The organism is Pseudomonas sp. TYF_14, assembly GCF_043105275.1.
Taxonomy (GTDB): Bacteria; Pseudomonadota; Gammaproteobacteria; order Pseudomonadales; family Pseudomonadaceae; genus Aquipseudomonas; species Aquipseudomonas alloputida.
Window position 1 is genome coordinate 1 of sequence record NZ_JBICLK010000015.1, and the last position, 23,071, is coordinate 23,071.

Genomic DNA, 23,071 nt, shown 5'->3' on the forward strand with positions numbered 1-23,071 from the left:
AGGCACCGCACCATCGTTATTCTTGAGCACAACTTATGCCTAATCCAACCCGATCCACTTTCTTCGACATCACCAGCGAACAAGGGCTTTTACGCACCTCGATCGCCGCCACCCTGTTCATCGCCACCATCGGCATCGCCTTCGGCCTTGCCTCCGGCTCGTTTTCCATCGTCTTCGACGGCGTATACTCGCTGGTCGACGCCAGCATGAGCGGGCTGTCGCTGGTGGTGGTCAAGCTGATCACTTCGCACACCACCAGCGTGCAGATGTCGCGCAAGCTGCGCGAGCGCTTCACCATGGGTTTCTGGCACCTGGAGCCCATGGTACTGGCACTCAACGGCATTCTGCTCGGCGGCGTGGCCATCTACGCGCTGATCAACGCCGTCAGCAGCCTGCTGCAAGGCGGGCGCCACCTGGAGTTCGGCATTGCCATGGTCTACGCGGCGCTGACGGTGATCACCTGTGTGACCATCGCCGTCATCGAGGCCCGCGCCAACCGCAAACTGAAGTCAGACTTCGTGCGCATGGACGTCAAGGGCTGGGTGATGTCGGCCAGCATCACGGCCGCACTGCTGATTGCCTTCTGTTTTGGTTATGCCGTGCAGGGCACTGCGCTGGAATGGGTATCACCCTATATTGACCCGGCGGTGCTGGCGCTGGTGTGCCTGGTGATCGTGCCGTTGCCGATGTCGGTGGTGCGTCAGGCGCTGTCTGAAATCTTCCTGGTCACCCCTGGCGACCTCAAGCTGCACGTAGATGAGGTGGCCAAGGCCTTCGTCGCCCGCCATGGCCTGCAATCTTACCGCGCCTATGTCGCCAAGGTCGGGCGTTCGCGGGAGATCGAGCTGTATTTCATCGTGCCCAAAACCATGGCGGCGAAGACCATCGATGAATGGGATGCCTGGCGCAACGAGATTGGCGACGCGGTAGGCGGAGAAGGGCCGGACCGCTGGCTGACAGTGGTGTTCACTGGCGACCCGGAATGGGCCGAGTAATTGGTGGGCGCTCTGCGCCCTTTTTCCGAAACCCGTAGCGCAAACGAAAAAGCCCGCGACCATTTCTGGTAGCGGGCTTTCACGTACTGCGTATGGTGGGTCGTGTAGGATTCGAACCTACGACCAATTGGTTAAAAGCCAACTGCTCTACCAACTGAGCTAACGACCCATTTGATGGCGCGTATAATACTGATTTCTAACGAGAATTCAACACCCCATCACGATTTTTTCAAAAATACCGAGTCGGATCTTCGATACCGGCGGCCTTGAAACCATCGGCGCGCAGGCGGCAGCTGTCGCATTTGCCACAGGCGCGGCCGTCATCGTCGGCCTGGTAGCAGGAAACGGTCAGGCTGTAGTCCACACCACGGGCCATACCGGCCTGCACGATCTGCGCCTTGCTCATGTTCTGCAGCGGCGCCTGGATGCGGAAGCCCTGCTCTTCTACGCCAGCCTTGGTCGCCAGGTTGGCCATGCGCTCGAAGGCCTCGACGAACTCGGGTCGGCAATCCGGGTAGCCGGAGTAATCCACGGCGTTGACGCCAATGAAGATGTCGCGCGCTTCCAGTACTTCGGCCCAACCCAGGGCCAGCGAAAGGAACACGGTGTTGCGCGCCGGCACATAAGTGACCGGAATGCCTTCACCCGGGGCTTCCGGCACGTCGATGCTGCTGTCGGTCAATGCAGAACCGCCGATGCCGTCGAGGTTCAGCCCAATCACCTTGTGCTCGACCACACCCAGGTCGCGGGCCACGCGGGCAGCGGCGTTCAGCTCGGCACGATGACGCTGGCCGTAGTCGAAGCTCATGGTGTAGCAGCTGTAGCCTTCGGCCTTGGCCATGGCAACCACGGTGGCCGAATCCAGGCCGCCGGACAACAGGATTACTGCGCGTTTTTCTGTCATGTGTACGTGCTCCTCAATCAACGTCCGGGCTCGTCGTTCCACAGCAGCTTGTGCAGCTGCAGTTGGAAGCGTACAGGCAGGTTGTCAGCAACGATCCAGTCAGCCAGGTCACTGGCGTTCACCTGATGATGGCTGGGTGAGAACAACACCTCACCGGCACGCTCTGCCAGGTTGTACTGGATCAGCTTGGATACCGCCCAGTCATAATCCTCGCGGGAACAGATGACGAACTTGACCTGGTCGTTGCGTGTCAGTTGCTCGATGTTCTCGTAGCGGTTACGGTGCGACTCTTCGGAGCCTGGGGTTTTCAGGTCGACCACACGGCTGACGCGGGTGTCGGTGCCGGCAATATCCAGCGCGCCGCTGGTCTCCAGCGACACCTCGTAACCGGCATCACACAGCCGCTGCAGCAACGGCAAGGCGTTGGGCTGGGCCAGTGGTTCGCCACCGGTGACACAGACGTAGCGCGGTTTGAAGCCGGCCACTTGTTCGAGGATCGAATCAAGGGTGCGTACGGTACCGCCACTGAAGGCATAGGCACTGTCGCAGTACTGGCAACGCAGGGGGCAACCGGTGAGGCGCACAAATACCGTGGGCAGCCCGGCCGTTCGCGTCTCACCCTGCAAAGAGTAAAAGACTTCGGTGATGCGTAATGTGTCTTGCATGCTCGCCACGGGCGTGACAGCTAAACAGGCTGTCCGCCTCCGTCAGGCACTGTCGCGGACTCGACATAGCGTTATCCGCAGCAGCGTGTTTACGAAAAAAGGGCAGTGATTCTAACGAAAAAACCCGCGACTGGCGCGGGTTTCTTTCGAGCGGTACAGCGACAACGCCTAGAGCTTCTGCAGGTCACGCTGGGCCAGTTGAGCGGCAGAGGTGCCGGGGTACTGGGTCACGACCTGCTGAAGGATGCCTTTTACCTTGTCGGTATGGCCCATACGGCGCTCGACATCAGCCAGTTTGTACAGCGAATCTGGCACCTTGCTGTGCTTCGGGTACTTTTGGCTGACCTGGGCAAAGGCCTGGCTGGCGCCTTGCAGGTCACCCTTGGCCAGGTTCACTTCACCCAACCAGTATTGGGCATTACCGGCGTACTGGCTGTTGGGGTACTTGCGCAGGAAGGCGTTGAACGCCTGGCTGGCCTTGTCGAAGTCTTTCTGTTTGATCAGGTCGAAAGCTGCGTCGTAATAGAGCTTCTCTTTCGCCGGATCACCGGGCTGGCTACTGCCGGCCGGTTGTTGCGCAGCAGCACCTGCTGCGGCATCGGGGGCGGCATTGGACGCGCCACCACCGGAGGAATTGTCAGGGGTTGCGGCAGGCGCAGCGCCACTGTTGATGCGACGGTCCAGGTCCTGGTAACGCTCCAGGTTTTCCTGCTTCATGCGGGACACATCGTTTTGCAGCTCTTCGATGATGCCTTGCTGGCGGGAAAGCTGATCCTGCATCTGTTGCAGCTGCATGAACAGCTGGCCCTGTGCAGAGGCAGGGGCCGAAGCCCCTGACCCGGCATAGGCGCCGCTCGTGCCATAACCCGCAGGCGGATAGCTGCCTGCGTTGTCATCTACTACAGGGACCTCAGCCCAGGCCGCAAGCGGCAGGCTGAGTGCGAGGACGGTTACTACACGGCGGCACATACGCATAAGAACTTACTTACGCAGTTCTACGCGACGGTTCTGAGCCCAGGACTGCTCGTCGTTGCCGGTAGCAACTGGACGCTCTTCGCCGTAGGAAACCAGTTCCAGCTGAGCAGGGGAAACGCCCTGCAGAACCAGGTAGCGCTGAACGGCTTTCGCACGACGCTCACCCAGAGCCATGTTGTACTCGCGGGTGCCGCGCTCGTCGGTGTTACCTTCCAGAACAACACGGTTGCCGTTGGCTTTCAGGTCCTTGGCGTGAACGTCCAGAGCGCGCATGGCTTCTGGCTTCAGGTCCGAGCTGTCGTATTCGAAGTAGAAGGTGGTGATTGCGCGCAGGGCGGCTTCTTCGCTCAGGGAGCCGTCAACAGCGCCAGTGTTGGCACCGTAGCCAGCGTTAGGGTCTACAGCAGCGCCTTCGCCTGCGTTATCACCGCCCTTCGAGGAGCAACCTACAGCTACGGCCATGGCCAGAGCCAGCGCAGCAAATTTACCAAACTTCAGCATTTCCATCGTGAAACTCCTAATGAAACCCCAGTGTGTTAAGCAAAATGTATTACGCCGCAATCAGTTCAGGTAAGGGGACCAGGACGGTTCTCTGACTTCGCCTTGAGCGGTAGGAAGTGGGAGCCTCACGCGGCCGTTCAGCGACACGAGCATCAAGACTCCCCGGCCCTGCTGGCGGGTGGCGTAGATTAGCATGGTGCCGTTTGGCGCAACAGTGGGAGACTCATCAAGACTTGTTTCAGACAGAATCTTTACACTTCCGCGTTGCAAGTCCTGTGCCGCCACTTTGAAGTTGGTAAAGCCCTGTTGGCGATGAATCATTACCAGGGTCTTTTCGTCCGCCGAAAGTTTCGGGTTGGCGTTGTAGTTACCTACGAACGTTACGCGCTCGGCACCACCACCACTGACCGACTGTTTATAGATCTGCGGTTTGCCGCCACGGTCGGAAGTGAAGTAGAGGGTGTTGCCATCTTTGCCCCAGAACGGCTCGGTATTGATACCCGGGCCTGCAGTAACACGGCTGATCTGGCGCGAGGCCACGTTCATCACGTAGATGTCCGGGTTGCCGTCCTTGGACAGTACGAACGCCAGGCGCGAACCGTCCGGCGACCAGGCTGGCGCACCGTTCAGGCCTTCGAAGTTGGTCACCTGCTCGCGGCGGCCAGTATCGATGTTCTGCACGAAGATACGTGGGCGCTTCTGCTCGAACGAAACGTAGGCGATACGTTTGCCATCTGGCGCAAAGCGCGGCGACAGGATCGGCTCACGCGATTGCAGCAGGGTCACCGCACGCGCACCGTCGTAGTCCGAACGCTGGAGGGTGTAGCGGGTGTTATTGGTGGAGAAACGCTCGGCCGTCACGTACAGCATGCGCGTAGAGAACGCGCCCTTGATGCCGGTGAGCTTCTCGAACGACTGGTCGGCAATGTAGTGCGCCATATCGCGCAGCTGGTCGGTGCTGCCCGCCACGCTGCCGGTCAGCACTTGCTGCTCGGTGGCGACGTTGAACAGCGCGTACTGCACCTGCAGGCGACCGCCCGACGGCACGATGCTGCCGACCATCACGTACTGTGCACCCAGCGCTTTCCAGTCACGGAAGATCACTTCGCTGGCCTGCGACGGCTGGCTGATCATGTTCTGCCGCGGAATTGGCGAGTAATAGCCAGAGTTGCGCAGGTCGTTGCCGATGATGTCGGCGATGTCTTCAGGCAACACGCTACCGCCCTGCAGACCGAACGGCACTACCGCGATGGGCGTGGCCCGGTCGCTGCCGCTGGTAACCAGGATGTTCTTTTCTTCTGCCACCGCCATGCCTGCCACGCAGCAGAGCATGACCAGCAGTCCTCTCAGACGTTTAATCACAACGCTAGATCCTCAGGTGTAAATGTCATCTTGAACGAACGATATTGGTTGAAATCGCTCGGCTTCATACCCTGCATCTCGGTCAAACGACCAATGTTCTTCACCGCAGCCACCGCCGAACTGTCATACGGGCCGTCACCACTGGACCGGGCCACGCTGACATTGGTGATGGTACCGTCCGGCAACATGTTGATCTGCAGGACCACCGTCATGCCCTTGCGCGCGGAAGGCGGACGTGCCCAGCCCTCGGCCGCGCGCATGCGGATCAGGTCGTCGAAGTCGCCGGCCACCTGGTCACCCTGCTCGTCGGCCAGCGCCTGCTGCCGCTCGGTGGTATCGGACAACAGCTCGGCCAGTGCCTGGGCTTTCTTGTCTTCTGCCGCCTTGCGGGCCGCTTCCTGTGCCTTCTTCTGGGCATCTGCAGCGGCCTTTTTCTTGGCCTCTTCAGCTGCCTTCTTCTTCGCGTCCTCGGCCGCCGCTTTCTTCTTGGCGTCCTCGGCTGCTTTCTTCTTGGCCTCTTCGGCTGCCTTTTTCTTGGCGTCCTCGGCGGCTTTCTTCTTCGCCTCTTCAGCGGCCGCTTTCTTGGCCTCTTCTTCGGCTTTTTTCTTGGCTTCGTCCTCGGCCTTCTTCTTGGCGATGTCGGCCTGCTGTTTCTCGGCAGCTTTCTTCGCCTCGTCGGCCTTCTTGGCTTCGGCAGCTTTCTTGGCCTCGGCAGCCTTGGCGGCTTCAGCGGCCTTGGCAGCATCCTCGGCTTTTTTCGCCTCGGCGGCTTCGCGGGCCTCTTCGGCCTTTTGAGCGGCGTCAGCTTTCTTTTGTTCCGCGGCCTTCACGGCCTCCTGCTCGACCTTCTTCTGTTCCAGCTGCTCGACTTCGGTCTGGCGCGAAGCGGTTTTCTTCGCCTCCCCGGCAATCTTCTGATTGGTCTGGGTGGTTGCCTGGCTCTTGGACTTGAGCTGGTACAGGGTAGCCTGAACGATCGGCTTGGAAGGCGGCAGCTCCGGCGTCATGGCAAAACTGACGAACAGCAGGGCGAACACCAGCACATGCAGGCCGATGGCCCAGACACTGGGCCAGAAGTAGCTTTCCGAGGCGGATGGCTCTCGCTGTTGCATCAGGGCGCCTCGGTAATCAGGCCAACGTTACCGACACCGGCCTTCTGCAACCCGCCCATGGCACCCATGACCGCGCCATAGTCGACAGCCTTGTCGCCACGAATGAACACCTGGGTCTGCTTGCCCTGGTCACGGCCGGCAGCAATGATCTTGGTCACGGCGTCGGTCATGGCCGGCAAGGTCATGGCTTTGTCCATCTGCTTGTCGGTATCGACTTCGCTGCCGAGGTTCCAGTAATAGGTTTTATCGGCCTTGATGGAGATGGTGAGGATCTGGACGTTGTTGTCCTGCGGCAAGGCTTCGCTGGAAACCTTGGGCAGGTCGACCTTCACGCCCTGGTTGAGCATGGGCGCCGTCACCATGAAGATGACCAGCAGCACCAGCATCACGTCGATGTAGGGCACCACGTTCATCTCGGCGACGGGCTTGCGTTTGTGGCGAACTCGGGCCATGGGCTTCTACCTGATTACTCTTCGCTGGTGTGCACTTTGCGGTGCAGGATCGCCTGGAACTCGTCGGCGAAGGTGTAGTAACGGCCGATCAGTACTTCACTGCGCGCGGCGAAACGGTTGTAGGCAATAACAGCCGGGATTGCCGCGAACAGGCCGATGGCGGTAGCGATCAGTGCTTCGGCGATGCCCGGAGCAACGGTAGCCAGGGTGGCCTGCTGGGCGCTGGCCAGGCCGCGGAAGGAGTTCATGATGCCCCACACGGTGCCGAACAGGCCGATGTACGGGCTGGTCGAACCAACGGTGGCCAGGAACGGCAAGCTCTGCTCGAGTTTTTCTTCCTCGCGCGAGATGGCCACGCGCATGGCACGGCCAACACCTTCCATGACGGCGTCCGGGTCAACACCCGGTTGCTGGCGCAGGCGCGAGAACTCCTTGAAACCGGCACGGAACACCTGCTCCACGCCGGAGTCCGGGTCTGGGTTGCTGCCTGCCTGGCGGTACAGCTTGGACAGGTCGATACCCGACCAGAAGCGCTCTTCGAAGGCATCCAGCGCACGACGACCGGCGCGCAGCATGGTGCTGCGCTGGAAGATCATGATCCATGAGGTGACCGAGGCGGCCACCAGGGTCAGCATTACCAGCTGTACCACCACGCTGGCATTGCTGACCAGACTCCACATGGAGGTATGGTCGACGACGTTAGCTTCCACGCTTATTCTCCTGCATTCGATTGATTACCCGAGCCGTCCGCCGCAAAGGCGTCGCGCAGCTGGGGGGGTAGGGCTCGGGGTTTGAAAGTGTCGGCGCGCACGGCAGCCACCAGGAACTGCCCTTCGCAAAGCAGCGTTTCATCCTTTTCCCGCCAGACCTGCTGTACGAAACGCAAGCTGGCGCGATTGAGTTCAAGGACCTGCGCGGTCACCCGCAATTCGTCATCCAGCCGCGCCGGCGCGTGATAGCGCGCTTCGCTGGAATGGACCACGAACAGCAGGTTGTCTTCAGCCAGTTGCGACTGGGAAAAGCCCAGGTGCCGCAGGCGTTCGGTGCGCGCGCGCTCCATGAATTTCAGGTAGTTGACGTAATACACCACGCCGCCCGCATCGGTATCTTCGTAATAGACGCGACACCGATGTGCGAACGGTTCGAGCTGATTTTGCGCGCGCATACTCTAGTGCTTACTCCTCAGCTTGCCAATCCGCTGTGGCAACTGTTTTTTCTTCATTAATGTCTTATTGCCAGCGCACCAGGGGCATGCCAGCGGTAGGACCACAAAAAGTCGCTTTCGATCTGTCATTCATCGCCTGGCTCGGAAAAATCGCCCCCCTCCCCCAAGCGCCCGGGAATATTCAGCCCAAAGTGCAGGTAGGCATGCCGGGTGACCACGCGGCCGCGTGGCGTGCGCATGATGTAGCCCTGCTGAATCAGGTACGGCTCAAGCACATCTTCGATGGTATGACGCTCTTCGCTGATGGCTGCAGCCAGGTTGTCCACGCCCACCGGGCCGCCATCGAACTTCTCGATCATGGTCAGCAGCAGGCGACGGTCCGAATGGTCGAAACCACGCTCGTCGACATCCAGCAGGTTCAGCGCCATGTCAGCCACGGCCTTGGTGATCTGGCCCTTGCCGCGTACCTCGGCATAGTCACGCACGCGGCGCAGCAGGCGGTTGGCGATGCGCGGCGTGCCACGGGCACGGCGGGCGATCTCGTAGGCACCCTGGTCTTCGATGGCCAGGCCAAGGATGTTGGCCGAGCGGCTGACGATGGTGCTCAAATCCTTGTCGTTGTAGAACTCCAGGCGCTGGACGATACCGAAGCGATCACGCAGTGGGTTGGTCAGCATGCCGGCACGGGTAGTAGCCCCCACCAGGGTGAAGGGTGGCAGATCGAGTTTGATAGAACGGGCTGCGGGGCCTTCGCCGATCATGATGTCGAGCTGGAAGTCCTCCATGGCCGGGTACAGCACCTCCTCGACAACAGGCGACAGGCGGTGGATTTCGTCGATGAACAGCACGTCGTGCGGCTCGAGGTTGGTCAGCATGGCTGCCAGGTCGCCGGGGCGCTCGAGAATCGGCCCAGAGGTGCTCTTTACCGACACGCCCATTTCATGGGCGATGATGTTGGCCAGGGTGGTCTTGCCCAGACCGGGCGGCCCGAAGATCAGCGTGTGGTCAAGCGACTCGCCGCGGCCGCGGGCGGCCTGGATGAACAGCGCCATCTGCTCGCGCACCACCGGCTGGCCGATGTACTCGTCCAGGCTCAGCGGGCGAATCGCACGGTCCTGGACTTCTTCGCGGTCGCGGCCACTGGCGGCGATCAGGCGGTCGGCTTCGATCACTTGGAAATCATCCCTTTCAGGCTGCGGCGGATCAGCTCTTCACTGCTCAGGCCGGCCTTGTCCTTGATCGCGGCAATTGCCTTGCTGGCTTCCTGCGGCTTGTAGCCCAGCGAGACCAAGGCACTGACTGCATCGGCCTCGGCACTGGACTCGCTGGCGACCGGTAAAGGCCCATCGGACACCAGGGTGAACATGGCCGGCGAGGTTTCCCAGGCCTTGAAACGGTCCTTGAGCTCGACCAGCAAGCGCTCAGCGGTTTTCTTGCCGACGCCCGGTACGCGCACCAGGGCTGAGGTGTCCTGGGCCTGCACGCAGCGCACCAGTTCATCCACTTCCAGCCCGGACATCAGCGCCAGGGCCAGCTTCGGCCCTACGCCGTTCAGGCGGATCAGCTCGCGGAACAGCTCGCGCTCGCGCTTTTCGGCAAAGCCGTAGAGCAAGTGGGCATCTTCGCGCACGACCAGGTGGGTATGCACCGTGACGGTTTCACCCACTTTGGGCAGACGGTACAGCGTGGTCATGGGAACTTCCAGTTCGTAACCCACGCCGTTGACGTCGATAATCAGGTGAGGCGGTTGTTTTTCCGCCAGGGTGCCGCGCAAACGTCCAATCACGTTCCGATCCTTCCTCTCGGGGAGCCGGTCAAAGACCGCTCAACCCTATCAGCAAATGCAGCGGGTGAATGCATCACCCGAACAAAATGTGTATCAGCGCATGAAGCGCTTACAGACGCAAGCGCCCGCCGCGTCGCCGCGCTGTGGTCAAGCCATGCGGCACCAGGCTGGAGCGGGTGTGGGCGTGGCACAGAGCGATGGCCAAGGCATCGGAAGCGTCGATCTGCGGTTTTTGCGTCAATTTCAGCAGGTGCATGACCATCATCATCACCTGCTCCTTGTTGGCCCCGCCCGTGCCGGCCACGGCCTGCTTGACCTGGGTGGCGCTGTACTCGGCGATCTCCAGGCCGGCCTCGGCGGCGGCGACGATAGCCGCGCCACGTGCCTGGCCAAGCTTGAGCGCCGAATCGGCGTTGCGGGCCATGAACACCCGTTCGATGCCCATGGTCACCGGGCCGTGCTGGGCAATGATTTCACTGACACCACGAAAAACAATCTGCAGCCGCTCGTGCAGCTCACCGCTGCCGGTGCGGATGCAGCCCGACGCCACGTACTCGCAACCACGGGCGGTCTGGCGTACCACGCCATAGCCGGTGATGCGCGAGCCGGGGTCGATACCTAGAATCAGAGTCATAAAGCCCGTCGAAAAAATGATGCATCTCTACAAACTGCGCCGGCCCTTTCGCGGGTAAACCCGCTCCTACAGGTACTGCACCACATTTGAAATGGGCGTAATACCTGTAGGAGCGGGTTTACCCGCGAAAGGGCCGGCACAGGCGCTATCAAACGCTCAGAGTTGGCACAAAATGCCAAATCACCTTAGCCGAGGTTTTCCATGATCTCGTCGGAAATCTGGGCATTGGAATAGACGTTCTGCACGTCGTCCAGGTCTTCGAGCATGTCGATCAGCTTGAGCACCTTTTCGGCACCGTCCTGGTCGAGCTCGGCACTGGTGGTCGGCTGCATGACGATTTCCGCGTCAGCGGCCTTGAAGCCTGCCTCTTCCAAGGCATTACGCACGGCATAGAAGCTGTTGAACGAGGTGAACACGTCGAACGAGCCGTCGTCATTGGCGACCACGTCGTCGGCATCGGCCTCCATTGCCGCTTCCATCAACGCGTCCTCTTCCACGCCCGGGGCAAAGCTGATCTGGCCTTTGCGCTCGAACAGGTAGGCCACCGAACCGTCAGTACCCAGGTTGCCGCCACACTTGGTGAAGGCATGACGCACGGCCGCGGCGGTACGGTTGCGGTTGTCGGTCATGGCTTCGACCATGATCGCCACGCCACCCGGGCCATAACCTTCGTAGCTCAGCTCTTCGACATTGTCGCTTTCATTGGTGCCAGCACCACGGGCCACGGCGCGATCGATGATGTCGCGGCTCATGTTGGCGCCCAACGCCTTGTCCAGGGCCAGGCGAAGACGCGGGTTGGATGCCGGATCCGGGCCACCCTGCTTGGCAGCGACCGTCAGTTCACGGATCCACTTGGTGAAGACCTTGCCTCTCTTGGCATCCTGGCGCTCTTTGCGGTGCTTGATGTTCGCCCACTTGGAATGACCAGCCATAACGACTCCGAATCCTTTGAATCACAAACGGCCCCGCCCCATGACGGGGCGGGACGGGAAAAAACCTGCGTCGAAACGCAAAGGCGCATCCATGTGGATGCGCCCGGGGACTGCTTACTCGACCTTGGTCTGTTCGCGCAGTCGGATGTGCAGTTCGCGCAGGGCCTTGGCGTCGACCATGCCAGGGGCCTGGGTCATGACGCATGCAGCGCTCTGGGTTTTCGGGAACGCGATCACTTCACGGATCGACTGGGCGCCGGTCATCAGCATGACCAGACGGTCCAGACCGAATGCCAGGCCACCGTGAGGCGGTGCCCCGAACTTCAGAGCGTCGAGCAGGAAGCCGAACTTCTCTTCCTGTTCTTCTGCCTCGATACCCAGCAGACGGAATACCGCCTGTTGCATCTCTTTACGGTGGATACGGATCGAACCGCCACCCAGCTCGGTACCGTTCAGCACCATGTCGTAGGCACGGGACAGGGCAGTGGCCGGGTTGGCCTCGAGCTCTTCCGGGGTGCACTTCGGCGCGGTGAACGGGTGGTGCAATGCAGTGAAGCTGCCGTCTTCGTTCTCTTCGAACATCGGGAAGTCGACGACCCACATCGGCGCCCACTCGCAGGTCAGCAGCTCGAAGTCGTGACCCAGACGAATACGCAGCGCACCCAGGGCTTCGCTGACTACCTTGAACTTGTCGGCACCGAAGAACACGATGTCGCCGTCCACGGCACCCACGCGGTCGAGGATGTTGTTGAGGTTGGCCTCAGGGATGTTCTTGACGATCGGCGACTGCAGGCCTTCGACACCCTTGGCGCGCTCATTGACCTTGATGTAGGCCAGGCCCTTGGCACCGTAGATGCCAACGAACTTGGTGTACTCGTCGATTTTGCTGCGCGGCATGCTGGCACCACCTGGCAGACGCAGGGCGGTAACGCGGCACTTCGGATCGTTGGCCGGGCCGGCGAACACCTTGAAGTCGACATCCTTCAGCTGGTCGGCAACGTCGACCAGTTCCAGCGGAATACGCAGGTCTGGCTTGTCGGAGCCGTAGCGGCGCATGGCCTCTTCGAAGGTCATGTGCGGGAATTCGCCGAATTCCAGATCGAGCACTTCCTTGAACAGCTTGCGGATCATGCTTTCGGTCAGGCCCATGATCTCGCTTTCATCGAGGAAACTGGTCTCGATGTCGATCTGGGTGAATTCCGGCTGACGGTCGGCACGCAGGTCTTCGTCACGGAAGCACTTGGCGATCTGGTAGTAACGATCGAAGCCAGCGACCATCAGCAGCTGCTTGAACAGCTGTGGCGATTGCGGCAGGGCGAAGAAGCTACCGGCGTGGGTACGGCTTGGCACCAGGTAGTCGCGGGCGCCTTCCGGGGTGGCACGGGTGAGAATCGGGGTTTCGACGTCGAGGAAGCCGTTTTCGTCGAGGAAGCGACGGATGCTGCTGGTGATGCGCGAGCGCAGGCGCAGCTTGTCGGCCATTTCCGGGCGACGCAGATCGATGAAGCGGTAACGCAGGCGGGTTTCCTCGCCGACGTCGGAGTATTCGTTCAGGGGGAACGGCGGGGTTTCCGCTTCGTTGAGCACGTTCAGCTGGTAGCCGAGGATCTCGATGGCACCGGAAGCCATGTTGGCATTCACTGCACCTTCAGGACGCTTGCGGACCTTGCCGGTGATCTGCACGACGTATTCGCTGCGCACGCGGTCGGCGGCAGCGAAGGTTTCGGCGCGATCCGGGTCGAACACGACCTGGGCCATGCCTTCGCGGTCACGGATGTCGAGGAAGATCACCCCGCCGTGGTCGCGGCGACGATGGACCCAGCCGCAAAGGGTGACTTCCTGGCCGTCCAGGCTCTCGTTCAGTTGGCCGCAATAATGGCTGCGCATCATGATGGTGGTTTCGCTTCTCGTGATTCGTGTATTCGGTGGAGGCCTTGGCCGCCCGGAGGGCTAATACTGCAAGACCCGGTCACAGCATTCAACTCAGTCGGCCTTGTCGCCGCCTGCCAGATTCTTTTTCGCCCCGGTCTTGAAGTCGGTTTCGTACCAACCGTTACCGCTCAGGCGAAAGCCTGGCACCGACAGCAGCTTTTTCAGTGCCGGCGCCTGACAGGCCGGGCAATCGGTCAGCGGCGCGGCGCTGATCTTCTGCAGCACTTCCATGCGGTGCTCGCAGGACGCACATTGATAGTCATAAAGGGGCATGGGTGTCTCTCGTCAACCATAACGCTGGCTGCCGGGGGGCAGCAAAAAGCGGGATTATATATGGTTAGCAAGCACTGCGCAGCCCGCCTGGCGATCAGCGCGCACTTGGCGGGTCCTGCAGCCACGCCACGCAGATTACCCGGATCAGCCCGCTGAAATTGCGCACTCCGCCCTGGCGCAGGTGCACCTCACGGTCCACGTAGGACAACACGGCACTGACCGAACAACGGTTGGCGGCGGCGATGCGCTCTAGGATACCCCAGTAGACAGCCTCCAGGCGCAGACAGGTAGAAAAGCCGTTGAGCCGCACGGAACGTGACACCGGCTGCGTCTGCAACATGTCGAAGTCCGCCTTGAACGGGTCGATGCACTGTTTCCCTGGCCAGTTGCCCTGGCCGGCCATACGCTTGTTCGCTTGCATCATGCGCCACACTTCCTCGTCACAGGTACCAGGTGGCCTATGAAGCGCTGACGGGCGAGCTTAAAGCAGCGGCAAAATGTTCCTTCGCAAATACCAGATTGCCAGGCGGAGCCTGTGGGAGCAGGCAATGCGGTGGATGGCACCGGCTGCGCCGGTGTTCGCGGGCACGCCCGCTCCCACGGGGGTTGCGCAAGCTTTCCCCTTGAGCAACGGTTACTTGTCGTCGAGCAGTACCCGCAGCATCCAGGCGGTTTTCTCGTGAACCTGCATGCGCTGCGTCAGCAGGTCGGCGGTCGGCTCGTCACTGACCTTGTCCACCACAGGGAAAATGCTGCGCGCAGTGCGTACCACGGCCTCCTGCCCCTGAACAAGCTGGCGGATCATCTCGTCTGCCGGGGGGACGCCTTCCTCCTCCTTGATCGACGAGTGCCGTGCATAGAATGCATACGAACCCGGTGCCGGGAAGCCCAAGGCACGGATGCGCTCGGCGATCGAATCGACTGCCAGCGCCAGTTCGTTGTACTGCTCTTCGAACATCAGGTGCAAGGTGCGGAACGACGGGCCGGTGACGTTCCAGTGAAAGTTATGGGTTTTCAGATACAGCACGTAGGTATCCGACAACAGGCGGGACAGCCCATCGACGATGGACTTGCGATCTTCTTCACTGATACCGATATCGATTGCCATGAAGCTCCCCTTTCCACAAGGCTTGAGACTCAAGCGGGTGCCGACCACTGTAGCAACACTTGCCGCATGCCGCATGTGACATGGCGCAATACATTGCCCACTGGGCGGCCTGCGGTTTGAGTAGGCTGCGGCTTTACTGTTAAATAGGCAGTGTGCCACCCGTGCGGACTGTCATTGCCGGGTGCATAGGCTGGCCTGCCACGTGTTCGCGCTCTATATCTCATGCGCACCGTGCTGCCAGCTCTTCCTGTGATCGGCCTTATCAACAGTGAGCCAACCCCATGTTCAAGATCGTCCATCTGGTGACGGGCGTGGCAGCTTTGCTGCTATCGCTCATACCCAGCCTGAAAACCGATGCGACACCCTTCCTGCAACAACCCGACGCGGTCTACCTGGCCCTGCTCGGCCTGCTCAACCTTGTGCTGGCCCCGGTCGTGCCGCTGTATCATCGCGGCGCACGGCAACAACTGCAGCACCTGGCCTGCGCCCTGCTGGTAGTCGCCGTCGTGCTGCAGACCCTGACGCTACTGGCCCGCCCCGAAATGGGCAACCTGGCAGCCCTGGTGTGTGCGGCGCTGGCCGTGGCCGTGCATCTGGCCGTGGGCTTTGCCCGCAGCACGCGCAAGGCACGCGGCACTCAACACGTGGCACAAGATGCCGGCAACCGTGATACCGGCACCGTCAAATGGTTCAACACGTCGAAAGGCTTTGGTTTCATCTCCCGAGACTCGGGCGATGACATCTTCGTGCACTTTCGGGCCATCCGCGGTGAGGGCCACCGCATTCTGGTCGAAGGCCAGCGCGTGGAGTTTTCGGTGATGCACCGCGACAAGGGCCTGCAGGCCGAAGACGTGGTTGCAGTAAACCGCCGTTGACCAACGGCTGACCGGCCGACGCTATCAACGGCAAACCAGCGCCCACAAGGGCCGTGCTGCACCTGAAGGCAGCATCATACCTGTGGGGGCTGGCTTGCCGGCGATAGCAGCCTGGAACAACTCAATAATGAGGAGGCGGGGCCTCTTCCCCTTCGCTGCCATACTGGCCAACCATCTCTTCATGACGCTTGATCAGCTCGGCCATCTGCAATTGCAGCCGCTCGATCACCCGCGCTTGCTCCACCACCACGTCATTCAGCGCCTGGATAGTGTCATCCTGAAACGCCTGACGGGTTTCCAGTTCGACCATCCGCATTTCCAGTGTCATCTCAGGCCTCTTGGTATCCAGCAAGTTGTAGCCCGCGCAGACGCTGGCGAACAGATTGCAGTTGATCATCGGTGTAGCCCACAGGCGCACACTTGCCCCATACCGGTGCCGGCCATGCAGCGTCGTCGCGCTGGCGCACAATCACATGCATGTGCAACTGGCTGACCACGTTGCCCAAGGTAGCCACGTTCATCTTGTCGGCCCCATAGCTGGCTTTCAACGCCTCTGCCAACAAGGTGGTTTCCTGCCACAACTGCTGTTGCTCTGCCGCATCCAGCTCGAACAGCTCACTGATACCAGCGCGCTTGGGCACCAGAATGAACCATGGGTAATTGGCATCCTTGCTCAGCAGCAACTGGCACAGCGGAAACTCTCCCAACACCAGCGAATCCTGCTGCAAACGCGAATCGAGGACGAACACGGCATATCTCCTTCAGGCAATACATCCCGCTTCAGGCGGAAAACAGGGCAGCAAGGATACCTTGCACACTCCCGGTAACACAGCGCTACTTTTCGCACCAAAATGAGGCCACCTGCCCGCCCCTCCCACACTGACCACCCCACAAACGACGCTGGATGAACAAGTTGCGGTAACACTTTGACTCTAAGGGCAACTTTTTAATTTTTAATGATTCTCGATCGTACAAATCACACAAGCAGCCTTCGCCCCGCGTTTACGGGACTTTCCGACCCTCGGTAGCAGGTTTTGTGAAAATTTCATGAACTGTTGCGAATTTTGAGCACGCTTGTTGCATTCCCTTCACGCCAAGTCGGCACGACATCTGCAGTCACAGGTGTACGCGACAAATAACAACAGCGACATGGGTTACCAGGGAGTTTCCTCAACCGGAATCGGCAGTTACAGATTCGTTACGGTGACAGGAATAGCGCTGAGGTTATACGGCCCCTGAACCGGGGCGTGATTTGCGACATGGAAATACTTAAAAGCGACACGGTGAAAAAGTTCCGCAAAGAGTGCTTATAGCCATATCGCCAACAACAGTCTGCGTGCTATACATTTTCGCCGACATAAAAAGAAAGAGCTGCCCCATATAACTAAAAGACTTGGACGCAGCGGTACTCTTCCTAAAAACCAAAGGAGCAAATCACGATGCGCGTGATGAAGTGGAGCATGATCGCCCTGGCCGTTTCGGCGGGGACCTCGCAGTTGGCAATGGCCTCGGCACAGGACGAGTCCAAAGGTTTCATCGAAGACAGCAAGCTGAGCGTCAAGACCCGCATGCTGTATTTCAGCCGTGACTTCCGTAACAACGAAGGCGGCCAGAGCCGTCGCGAAGAAACCGGCCTGGGCTTCGTCGGCACCTTCGAGTCCGGCTTCACCCAAGGCACCGTGGGTGTGGGTGTCGACGCCATCGGCATGCTCGGCCTGAAACTGGACAGCGGCAAGGGCCGTGCCGGTACCGGCCTGTTCCCGACCGGTTCCGACGGCCGTTCGCAGGATGACTACTCCAAGGGCGGCGGCGCGGTCAAATTCCGCATCTCCGACACCGTGCTGAAAGTGGGTGACCAGTTCACCGCGCTGCCGGTCTTCGCCACCGATGACAGCCGCCTGCTGCCAGAAATTGCCCAGGGCACCCTGATCACCAGCAACGAGATCGAAGGGCTGACCCTGCACGCTGGTCACTTCACCAGCCTGACTGCCCAGGAACAAACCAACCGCGACAGCTTCGGCCTGAAGGAAGCCAACGTGGTCGGCGGCACCTACGCCTTCACCGACAACCTCAGCACCAGCCTGTACTACTCGAAGGTTGAAGACTACTGGCGCAAATACTACGCCAACGTCAACTGGGCGCTGCCAATCTCCGACAATCAAGGCCTGGTGTTCGACTTCAACATCTATGACACCAAGAGCGAAGGCTCTGCCGAGTACCGCGCATTCGATGGCGAGAAGCTGGACAACCGCGCGTTCAGCCTGTCGGGCGCCTACAACATCGGCGCTCACACCTTCACCCTGGCCTACCAGAAAGTCACCGGCGACGGCGACTATGGTTATGGTATCGACGGTGGCGGCACCATCTTCCTGGCCAACTCCGTGGCCCGCTCCGACTTCAACGCCGAAGACGAGAAATCCTGGCAGGCTCGCTACGACCTGAACTTTGCCGAATACGGCATTCCAGGCCTGACCTTCATGACCCGTTATGTACGCGGTTCCGACGCCAACGTCGCCGGCACCACCAACGGCAAAGAATGGGAACGTGACGTCGACATCAAGTACGTGCTGCAGGAAGGCCCGGCGAAAGACCTGAGCTTCCGCGTGCGTCAGGCCACCTACCGTTCTTCCGATGGTGTCTACTACGATTCCCCATCGATCGATGAACTGCGCCTGATCGTGGAGTACCCGCTGAGCATCCTGTAAGCCTGGCTTGCAGTGCCCCGCACCTGAAAAAGCCCGGCAATCACGCCGGGCTTTTTCTTGGCTGACAAGTGTCACGCCCTGGGGCATCCTGTACGCCTTCGTTTCCCCCCCGTACAATGCGGGGCTATTTCAACGTCTTAGGCAATCGACACGGCTAACCATGCGCACCAGTCAATATTTGCTCGCCACCCAGAAAGAAACCCCTGCCGACGCAGTGGTCATCAGCCATCAGCTCATGCTGCGTGCTGGCATGATCCGCAAACTGGCCTCCGGCCTGTACACCTGGCTGCCGATGGGCTTGCGGGTAATGCGCAAGGTCGAAGCCGTGGTGCGTGAGGAAATGAACGCCGCCGGCGCCCTGGAAGTGCTGATGCCGAGCATCCAGCCCGCCGAGCTGTGGCAGGAATCCGGTCGCTGGGAGCAATACGGCCCTGAGCTGCTGCGCCTGAAAGACCGCCACCAGCGCGACTTCTGCGTTGGCCCTACCCACGAAGAAGTGATCACCGACCTGGCCCGTAACGAGCTGTCCAGCTATAAACAGCTGCCGCTCAACCTGTACCAGATCCAGACCAAGTTCCGTGACGAGATCCGCCCGCGCTTCGGCCTGATGCGTGGCCGCGAGTTCATCATGAAGGACGCCTACTCGTTCCATGCCGACCAGGCTTCCCTGCAGGAAACCTATGATCGCATGCACCAGGCGTACAGCAATGTGTTCACCCGCCTGGGCCTGGACTTCCGCCCAGTGCAGGCCGACACCGGCTCGATCGGGGGCAGCTACTCGCACGAGTTCCACGTGCTGGCAGAGTCTGGTGAAGATGACGTGATCTTCAGCGACAGCTCCGACTACGCCGCCAACATCGAGAAGGCCGAAGCCATCCCGCGTGAAACCGTGCGCCCTGCCCCTACCGAGGAGCTGCGCCTGGTCGACACCCCGAATGCCAAGACCATTGCCCAGTTGGTGGAAAACCACGGCCTGCCGATCGAAAAGACCGTCAAGACCCTGATCGTACGCGGTGCCGAAGAGGGCAAGCTGATTGCCCTGATCGTCCGTGGCGACCACGAACTGAACGAAATCAAGGCCACAAAGCTGGAACAGGTTGCCGACCCGCTGGTCATGGCCACCGAAGCCGAACTGCGCGACGCCATTGGCGCCGGCGCCGGCTCGCTCGGCCCGCTCAACCTGCCACTGGAAATCATCATCGACCGCTCGGTTGCCCTGATGAGCGACTTCGGCATCGGCGCCAACATCGACGACAAGCACTACTTCGGCGTCAACTGGGAGCGCGACCTGCCGGTGCCACAGGTTGCCGACCTGCGTAACGTGGTCGAAGGCGACCCAAGCCCGGACGGCCAGGGCACCCTGGTTATCAAGCGCGGCATCGAAGTGGGCCACATCTTCCAGCTGGGCACCAAGTACAGCGAGGCGCTGAAGTGCCAGGTGCTGGGCGAGAACGGCAAGCCGGTCGTACTGTCGATGGGTTGCTACGGCATTGGCGTGTCCCGTGTGGTTGCAGCTGCCATCGAGCAGAGCTATGACGACAAGGGCATCATCTGGAACGACGCCCTGGCTCCGTTCCAGATTGCCCTGGTCCCACTGCGCTACGAAACCGACGTGGTCCGCGAAGCAACCGACAAGCTGTATGCCGAACTGACTGCCGCCGGCTATGAAGTGCTGCTGGACGACCGCGACAAGAAAACCAGCCCAGGCATCAAGTTTGCCGACATGGAGCTGATCGGCATCCCACACCGCATCGTCGTCAGCGATCGCGGCCTGGCCGAAGGCAACCTGGAGTACAAGCACCGCACCGAGCAGGACGCCCAGGCGTTGCCGCTCAATGAAGTGCTGACCTTCCTGCAGGCCCGCGTTCGCCGCTGATAACCAATGCACGAGTGATCATGTACAAGCGAAGTACCTTTACCCTTGGGGGCGCCGCACTGTGCGGCGCCCTGCTCGTCAGCGGCTGCGCCAACCAGATGTCCCAGCGCAGCGACCATGAGGAGCGCGTCGAGCGCAAACTGCTCGAGCATACCCTGCAGATCGATGTCGGCGAGCCGAAGGTGATGGAGCTTCCGCAGCGACGTGTGCGCGTGCATGAGCAAAAGCGCTTCGAAGTCACCGAATTCGAAGTGACCCGTCGTTATGACCGCTACACGCCTTACCAACCCTGGCGGGAGATCTACGAGATCCCGCTGGGTGCAGTGGCCGTGGTGGCGGGTGTCGGCGCCAATGTGGTCAACGTCTTCGCCTTGGGTAACCTGCCGCAAAGTATCACCCACGACTGGCTCAGCTATGGCGTGGATGGGCTCAACCCGTTCATGAACGTGCCATCCAACGGCCGCGCCCAGCAGAACCTGGCCGGGATCAGCGAAGTGCAGAAAGGCAAGCGCGAGGAATCCATCAGCCTGCCCTGGAGCGAGCGCCTGGTCGAGGTCAAGGCCGGCAAGATGACCCACGAGCTGACCACCGACCGCAACGGCGTGCTGCGCCTGAACCTGCTCGACAGCCCGTTCTCCGAGCAGAACCTCAACCACGTCGGCACCCTGCACCTGCAAGTACTTGACGAGGACAATGCGGTACGAGGCGATGCCAGCCTGTTGGTCAGCGCCACCCTGCGCAATAAGCTGCTCGAAGCCCATGAGCTGATCTTCGATGACCTCGAAGATGATGATGTCGGCCAGTGGGTGCACCGGGTCAAGCGCCTGTCCGAACTGGGCCTTGAAGAGGAAGCCAGTGAAATGGAACAGAGCCTGATCGAGCTGACCCGCAACGATCCGGAGCTGCAGCAGGAGTTCCTGCAGTCGCTTACCAAGGCCACTGGCCGGTTGGTGGCGGATCCAGGCGTGCATTAATAGAAGGGGCTGCATTGCAGCCCCTTTCATTTGGGCGGAAACAGCTCCAACTGTTCATGCGCGCCCCGCAAGTCACGCAACCTCACCCCTACCCCTAGCAAGCGCACCGGCTTGCCGCCACGGGCGAACGCCTGCCCCAGCAATTGCCGATAACTCTCCAGATCCCGGCCCGCCCCGGCCTGCTCCATGGTGGTCTGGCTGAAGTCATGGAACTTGACCTTGACGAACGGTTTGTCTGGCCGGTAACTGCTGTCCATTCGGGCGATGCGTTCGTTCAGGCTATCCAGCAACTCTGGCAGCCGCGCCAGGCAACTGGCCAGGTCTGGCAGGTCGGTGTCGTAGGTGTTTTCCACACTCACCGACTGGCGTCGGCTGTCGTTATGCACCGCACGCTCATCGATCCCTCGCGCCAGCCCCCACAACCGCTCGCCAAAACTGCCGAACTCACGCACCAATGCCAGCCGTGACCACTCACGCAAATGCAGGCAGGTTTCGATGCCCAGCCGCGTCAGTTTGTCGGCCGTCACCTTACCCACCCCATGCAACCTGGCCACCGGCAAGGCTGCAACGAACGTTTCCACTTCATTTGGGGTAATCACGAACAGCCCATTGGGTTTGCGCCAGTCACTGGCGATCTTGGCCAGAAACTTGTTAGGCGCCACGCCAGCCGACACGGTGATATGCAGGGTGCGGGCAACACGCCGGCGAATATCCTCGGCAATGCGCGTGGCGCTGCCCGAATACCACTGGCTGTCGCTGACATCCAGATAGGCTTCGTCCAGGGACAAAGGCTCGATGAGCTCCGTGTAATCGCGAAAGATCGTGTGGATTTCCCGCGAGGCCTCACGGTAGGCCTCGAAGCGCGGCTTGACGATCAACAGATCGGGGCAAAGCTTCAGCGCATGCCGCGATGACATGGCCGAGCGCACACCATAGGCACGCGCTTCATAGTTGCAGGTGGCGATTACCCCGCGATGGTCGGGCGAGCCCCCCACCGCCATGGGGCGACCGGCCAGGCGCGGGTCGTCACGCATCTCGATCGCAGCGTAGAAACAATCGCAGTCGACGTGGATGATCTTGCGCAAGGACATGGACGACCGTCAGCACTGTAAATTCATACAGATAGTATCGCATGCGCCCTGCTCTGAAAAAGCTCACCTGCCTTGCTACACGATAATCGGCCTGAAAGCCCCGCCGTGACTGAGCTGAACACGGTCATGAAGCGCTAAGGGTTTGAACAAAAAAGGTTTTTCCATAACAATTGCTTGACATCAGTGCGTAAATCCGTAGAATTCGATCTCACAGGCGCGGGATGGAGCAGCCTGGTAGCTCGTCGGGCTCATAACCCGAAGGTCGTCGGTTCAAATCCGGCTCCCGCAACCAGATTCGAGAAAAGGCCACTGCTAACGCAGTGGCCTTTTTCTTTTGCCCGTTAAAAAGCTTTTTCGAAAAAACATCGACAAATCAAAGCCTAGCGCTTGACATATAAACTACACGCTGTAGAATCCGCCCCACTGACGCGGGATGGAGCAGCCTGGTAGCTCGTCGGGCTCATAACCCGAAGGTCGTCGGTTCAAATCCGGCTCCCGCAACCAGATTCAAGAAAAGGCCACTGTTAACACAGTGGCCTTTTTCTTTGCCTGCTGATAAGCATTCGCGAAAAAACGTCGAAAAATCAAAGCCTAGCGCTTGACATACAAACCACACACTGTAGAATCCGCCCCACTGACGCGGGATGGAGCAGCCTGGTAGCTCGTCGGGCTCATAACCCGAAGGTCGTCGGTTCAAATCCGGCTCCCGCAACCATATTCGTCAGAACAAACCCCGCCTGTGTAAAGCAGCGCG

The 23,071-nt window shown here is 60.4% G+C and carries 25 protein-coding genes and 4 tRNA genes; 8 read left to right on the forward strand and 21 right to left on the reverse strand.

All coding sequences use genetic code 11. The features are described from left to right. Positions 1-35: 35 nt before the first annotated feature. The gene (locus ACF8O8_RS04155; protein ID WP_010952370.1) at positions 36-995 is read left to right on the forward strand and encodes a cation diffusion facilitator family transporter; all 960 of its coding nucleotides are present in this window, start codon (positions 36-38) and stop codon (positions 993-995) included. 93 nt (positions 996-1,088) lie between these two features. On the opposite strand, the gene ACF8O8_RS04160 is transcribed toward ACF8O8_RS04155, so the two are convergent. From ACF8O8_RS04160 to ACF8O8_RS04245, 18 genes are all read right to left on the reverse strand, one after another. Beyond that, a tRNA-Lys gene (locus ACF8O8_RS04160) sits at positions 1,089-1,164 on the reverse strand. 60 nt (positions 1,165-1,224) lie between these two features. Further along, the gene (gene queC, locus ACF8O8_RS04165; RefSeq protein ID WP_392509298.1) at positions 1,225-1,917 is read right to left on the reverse strand and encodes a 7-cyano-7-deazaguanine synthase QueC; all 693 of its coding nucleotides are present in this window, start codon (positions 1,915-1,917) and stop codon (positions 1,225-1,227) included. Then, positions 1,917-2,564 (reverse strand): 7-carboxy-7-deazaguanine synthase QueE, encoded by a 648-nt coding sequence (queE, locus tag ACF8O8_RS04170; protein WP_003254753.1) that lies wholly within the window; start codon positions 2,562-2,564, stop codon positions 1,917-1,919. The genes queC and queE overlap by 1 nt, the downstream gene beginning before the upstream one ends. Before the next feature lie 168 nt (positions 2,565-2,732). Next, the gene (gene ybgF / locus ACF8O8_RS04175) at positions 2,733-3,539 is read right to left on the reverse strand and encodes a tol-pal system protein YbgF (protein ID WP_003254754.1); all 807 of its coding nucleotides are present in this window, start codon (positions 3,537-3,539) and stop codon (positions 2,733-2,735) included. Between the two features lie 6 nt (positions 3,540-3,545). Continuing rightward, complete coding sequence (gene pal, locus ACF8O8_RS04180; protein ID WP_003254755.1) at positions 3,546-4,046, reverse strand: peptidoglycan-associated lipoprotein Pal; 501 nt, start codon at positions 4,044-4,046, stop codon at positions 3,546-3,548. A 54-nt stretch (positions 4,047-4,100) separates the two neighbouring features. Continuing rightward, complete coding sequence (tolB, locus tag ACF8O8_RS04185) at positions 4,101-5,372, reverse strand: Tol-Pal system beta propeller repeat protein TolB (RefSeq protein WP_012051477.1); 1,272 nt, start codon at positions 5,370-5,372, stop codon at positions 4,101-4,103. 26 nt (positions 5,373-5,398) lie between these two features. Then, positions 5,399-6,514, reverse strand: coding sequence for a cell envelope integrity protein TolA (gene tolA, locus ACF8O8_RS04190; protein ID WP_340332891.1), 1,116 nt, complete (start codon positions 6,512-6,514; stop codon positions 5,399-5,401). Further along, positions 6,514-6,966 carry a protein TolR gene (tolR, locus tag ACF8O8_RS04195; protein ID WP_003254760.1) on the reverse strand — a complete coding sequence of 151 codons (453 nt, stop codon included), beginning with the start codon at positions 6,964-6,966 and terminating at the stop codon, positions 6,514-6,516. Before tolR ends, tolA begins: the two co-directional genes overlap by 1 nt. A 14-nt stretch (positions 6,967-6,980) precedes the next feature. Continuing rightward, on the reverse strand, positions 6,981-7,676 hold the full coding sequence (tolQ, locus tag ACF8O8_RS04200; protein WP_010952367.1) for a protein TolQ: 696 nt from the start codon (positions 7,674-7,676) through the stop codon (positions 6,981-6,983). Between the two features lie 2 nt (positions 7,677-7,678). Further along, positions 7,679-8,131 carry a tol-pal system-associated acyl-CoA thioesterase gene (ybgC, locus tag ACF8O8_RS04205; protein WP_003254764.1) on the reverse strand — a complete coding sequence of 151 codons (453 nt, stop codon included), beginning with the start codon at positions 8,129-8,131 and terminating at the stop codon, positions 7,679-7,681. Between the two features lie 125 nt (positions 8,132-8,256). After that, the gene (gene ruvB, locus ACF8O8_RS04210; protein WP_003254766.1) at positions 8,257-9,303 is read right to left on the reverse strand and encodes a Holliday junction branch migration DNA helicase RuvB; all 1,047 of its coding nucleotides are present in this window, start codon (positions 9,301-9,303) and stop codon (positions 8,257-8,259) included. After that, positions 9,300-9,917 carry a Holliday junction branch migration protein RuvA gene (gene ruvA, locus ACF8O8_RS04215; RefSeq protein WP_003254768.1) on the reverse strand — a complete coding sequence of 206 codons (618 nt, stop codon included), beginning with the start codon at positions 9,915-9,917 and terminating at the stop codon, positions 9,300-9,302. The genes ruvB and ruvA overlap by 4 nt, the downstream gene beginning before the upstream one ends. A gap of 109 nt (positions 9,918-10,026) precedes the next feature. Continuing rightward, entirely contained in the window at positions 10,027-10,551 is a 525-nt protein-coding gene (gene ruvC, locus ACF8O8_RS04220; protein WP_010952366.1) for a crossover junction endodeoxyribonuclease RuvC, read from the reverse strand. A gap of 185 nt (positions 10,552-10,736) precedes the next feature. After that, a complete protein-coding gene (locus ACF8O8_RS04225) occupies positions 10,737-11,483 on the reverse strand; it encodes a YebC/PmpR family DNA-binding transcriptional regulator (RefSeq protein ID WP_003254770.1) in 747 nt (248 codons plus the stop codon). Between the two features lie 114 nt (positions 11,484-11,597). Continuing rightward, entirely contained in the window at positions 11,598-13,373 is a 1,776-nt protein-coding gene (gene aspS, locus ACF8O8_RS04230; protein ID WP_004575741.1) for an aspartate--tRNA ligase, read from the reverse strand. Between the two features lie 93 nt (positions 13,374-13,466). Next, complete coding sequence (locus ACF8O8_RS04235) at positions 13,467-13,688, reverse strand: FmdB family zinc ribbon protein (protein WP_003254776.1); 222 nt, start codon at positions 13,686-13,688, stop codon at positions 13,467-13,469. Positions 13,689-13,782: 94 nt separating this feature from the next. Next, positions 13,783-14,112, reverse strand: a complete 330-nt coding sequence (locus ACF8O8_RS04240; RefSeq protein ID WP_020189844.1) for a ribbon-helix-helix domain-containing protein — start codon at positions 14,110-14,112, stop codon at positions 13,783-13,785. A 210-nt stretch (positions 14,113-14,322) separates the two neighbouring features. Continuing rightward, on the reverse strand, positions 14,323-14,796 hold the full coding sequence (locus tag ACF8O8_RS04245; protein ID WP_010952363.1) for a Dps family protein: 474 nt from the start codon (positions 14,794-14,796) through the stop codon (positions 14,323-14,325). Positions 14,797-15,077: 281 nt separating this feature from the next. On the opposite strand from ACF8O8_RS04245, the gene ACF8O8_RS04250 reads away from it, so the two are divergent. After that, positions 15,078-15,671 carry a cold-shock protein gene (locus ACF8O8_RS04250; protein WP_049587981.1) on the forward strand — a complete coding sequence of 198 codons (594 nt, stop codon included), beginning with the start codon at positions 15,078-15,080 and terminating at the stop codon, positions 15,669-15,671. 121 nt (positions 15,672-15,792) lie between these two features. On the opposite strand, the gene ACF8O8_RS04255 is transcribed toward ACF8O8_RS04250, so the two are convergent. Together ACF8O8_RS04255 and ACF8O8_RS04260 are read right to left on the reverse strand one after the other, a co-directional pair. Beyond that, the gene (locus ACF8O8_RS04255) at positions 15,793-15,999 is read right to left on the reverse strand and encodes a SlyX family protein (protein ID WP_010952361.1); all 207 of its coding nucleotides are present in this window, start codon (positions 15,997-15,999) and stop codon (positions 15,793-15,795) included. 1 nt (position 16,000) lies between these two features. After that, positions 16,001-16,420: an HIT family protein gene (locus ACF8O8_RS04260; RefSeq protein ID WP_392509294.1), complete on the reverse strand. Its 420-nt coding sequence runs from the start codon at positions 16,418-16,420 to the stop codon at positions 16,001-16,003. Positions 16,421-17,110: 690 nt separating this feature from the next. On the opposite strand from ACF8O8_RS04260, the gene ACF8O8_RS04265 reads away from it, so the two are divergent. From ACF8O8_RS04265 to ACF8O8_RS04275, 3 genes are all read left to right on the forward strand, one after another. Next, positions 17,111-18,376 carry an OprD family porin gene (locus tag ACF8O8_RS04265; protein WP_012051471.1) on the forward strand — a complete coding sequence of 422 codons (1,266 nt, stop codon included), beginning with the start codon at positions 17,111-17,113 and terminating at the stop codon, positions 18,374-18,376. A 160-nt stretch (positions 18,377-18,536) separates the two neighbouring features. Next, a complete protein-coding gene (locus ACF8O8_RS04270) occupies positions 18,537-20,252 on the forward strand; it encodes a proline--tRNA ligase (RefSeq protein ID WP_010952358.1) in 1,716 nt (571 codons plus the stop codon). A 20-nt stretch (positions 20,253-20,272) separates the two neighbouring features. Next, positions 20,273-21,226 (forward strand): hypothetical protein, encoded by a 954-nt coding sequence (locus ACF8O8_RS04275; RefSeq protein ID WP_014589989.1) that lies wholly within the window; start codon positions 20,273-20,275, stop codon positions 21,224-21,226. A gap of 26 nt (positions 21,227-21,252) precedes the next feature. On the opposite strand, the gene dinB is transcribed toward ACF8O8_RS04275, so the two are convergent. Beyond that, positions 21,253-22,311, reverse strand: a complete 1,059-nt coding sequence (gene dinB, locus ACF8O8_RS04280; RefSeq protein WP_162490561.1) for a DNA polymerase IV — start codon at positions 22,309-22,311, stop codon at positions 21,253-21,255. 221 nt (positions 22,312-22,532) lie between these two features. Between dinB and ACF8O8_RS04285 the strand changes: the two genes are divergently transcribed. The 3 genes from ACF8O8_RS04285 (at position 22,533) to ACF8O8_RS04295 (ending at position 23,032) form a co-directional block, all read left to right on the forward strand. After that, positions 22,533-22,609, forward strand: a tRNA-Met gene (locus ACF8O8_RS04285). 135 nt (positions 22,610-22,744) lie between these two features. Further along, positions 22,745-22,821 (forward strand) — tRNA-Met (locus ACF8O8_RS04290). Positions 22,822-22,955: 134 nt separating this feature from the next. Continuing rightward, positions 22,956-23,032: transfer RNA gene (locus ACF8O8_RS04295), tRNA-Met, on the forward strand. The last annotated feature ends 39 nt before the right edge of the window (positions 23,033-23,071 follow it).

What these genes read in the sequence shown, in the direction of transcription:
- ACF8O8_RS04155 (WP_010952370.1), top strand. Translation starts at nt 36, where the DNA reads ATGCCTAATCCAACCCGATCCACTTTCTTCGACATCACCAGCGAACAA.
- queE (WP_003254753.1), bottom strand. Translation starts at nt 2,564, where the DNA reads ATGCAAGACACATTACGCATCACCGAAGTCTTTTACTCTTTGCAGGGT.
- ybgF (WP_003254754.1), bottom strand. Translation starts at nt 3,539, where the DNA reads ATGCGTATGTGCCGCCGTGTAGTAACCGTCCTCGCACTCAGCCTGCCG.
- pal (WP_003254755.1), bottom strand. Translation starts at nt 4,046, where the DNA reads ATGGAAATGCTGAAGTTTGGTAAATTTGCTGCGCTGGCTCTGGCCATG.
- tolB (WP_012051477.1), bottom strand. Translation starts at nt 5,372, where the DNA reads ATGCTCTGCTGCGTGGCAGGCATGGCGGTGGCAGAAGAAAAGAACATC.
- tolA (WP_340332891.1), bottom strand. Translation starts at nt 6,514, where the DNA reads ATGCAACAGCGAGAGCCATCCGCCTCGGAAAGCTACTTCTGGCCCAGT.
- tolR (WP_003254760.1), bottom strand. Translation starts at nt 6,966, where the DNA reads ATGGCCCGAGTTCGCCACAAACGCAAGCCCGTCGCCGAGATGAACGTG.
- ybgC (WP_003254764.1), bottom strand. Translation starts at nt 8,131, where the DNA reads ATGCGCGCGCAAAATCAGCTCGAACCGTTCGCACATCGGTGTCGCGTC.
- ruvC (WP_010952366.1), bottom strand. Translation starts at nt 10,551, where the DNA reads ATGACTCTGATTCTAGGTATCGACCCCGGCTCGCGCATCACCGGCTAT.
- ACF8O8_RS04225 (WP_003254770.1), bottom strand. Translation starts at nt 11,483, where the DNA reads ATGGCTGGTCATTCCAAGTGGGCGAACATCAAGCACCGCAAAGAGCGC.
- aspS (WP_004575741.1), bottom strand. Translation starts at nt 13,373, where the DNA reads ATGATGCGCAGCCATTATTGCGGCCAACTGAACGAGAGCCTGGACGGC.
- ACF8O8_RS04235 (WP_003254776.1), bottom strand. Translation starts at nt 13,688, where the DNA reads ATGCCCCTTTATGACTATCAATGTGCGTCCTGCGAGCACCGCATGGAA.
- ACF8O8_RS04240 (WP_020189844.1), bottom strand. Translation starts at nt 14,112, where the DNA reads ATGATGCAAGCGAACAAGCGTATGGCCGGCCAGGGCAACTGGCCAGGG.
- ACF8O8_RS04245 (WP_010952363.1), bottom strand. Translation starts at nt 14,796, where the DNA reads ATGGCAATCGATATCGGTATCAGTGAAGAAGATCGCAAGTCCATCGTC.
- ACF8O8_RS04250 (WP_049587981.1), top strand. Translation starts at nt 15,078, where the DNA reads ATGTTCAAGATCGTCCATCTGGTGACGGGCGTGGCAGCTTTGCTGCTA.
- ACF8O8_RS04255 (WP_010952361.1), bottom strand. Translation starts at nt 15,999, where the DNA reads ATGACACTGGAAATGCGGATGGTCGAACTGGAAACCCGTCAGGCGTTT.
- ACF8O8_RS04265 (WP_012051471.1), top strand. Translation starts at nt 17,111, where the DNA reads ATGCGCGTGATGAAGTGGAGCATGATCGCCCTGGCCGTTTCGGCGGGG.
- ACF8O8_RS04270 (WP_010952358.1), top strand. Translation starts at nt 18,537, where the DNA reads ATGCGCACCAGTCAATATTTGCTCGCCACCCAGAAAGAAACCCCTGCC.
- ACF8O8_RS04275 (WP_014589989.1), top strand. Translation starts at nt 20,273, where the DNA reads ATGTACAAGCGAAGTACCTTTACCCTTGGGGGCGCCGCACTGTGCGGC.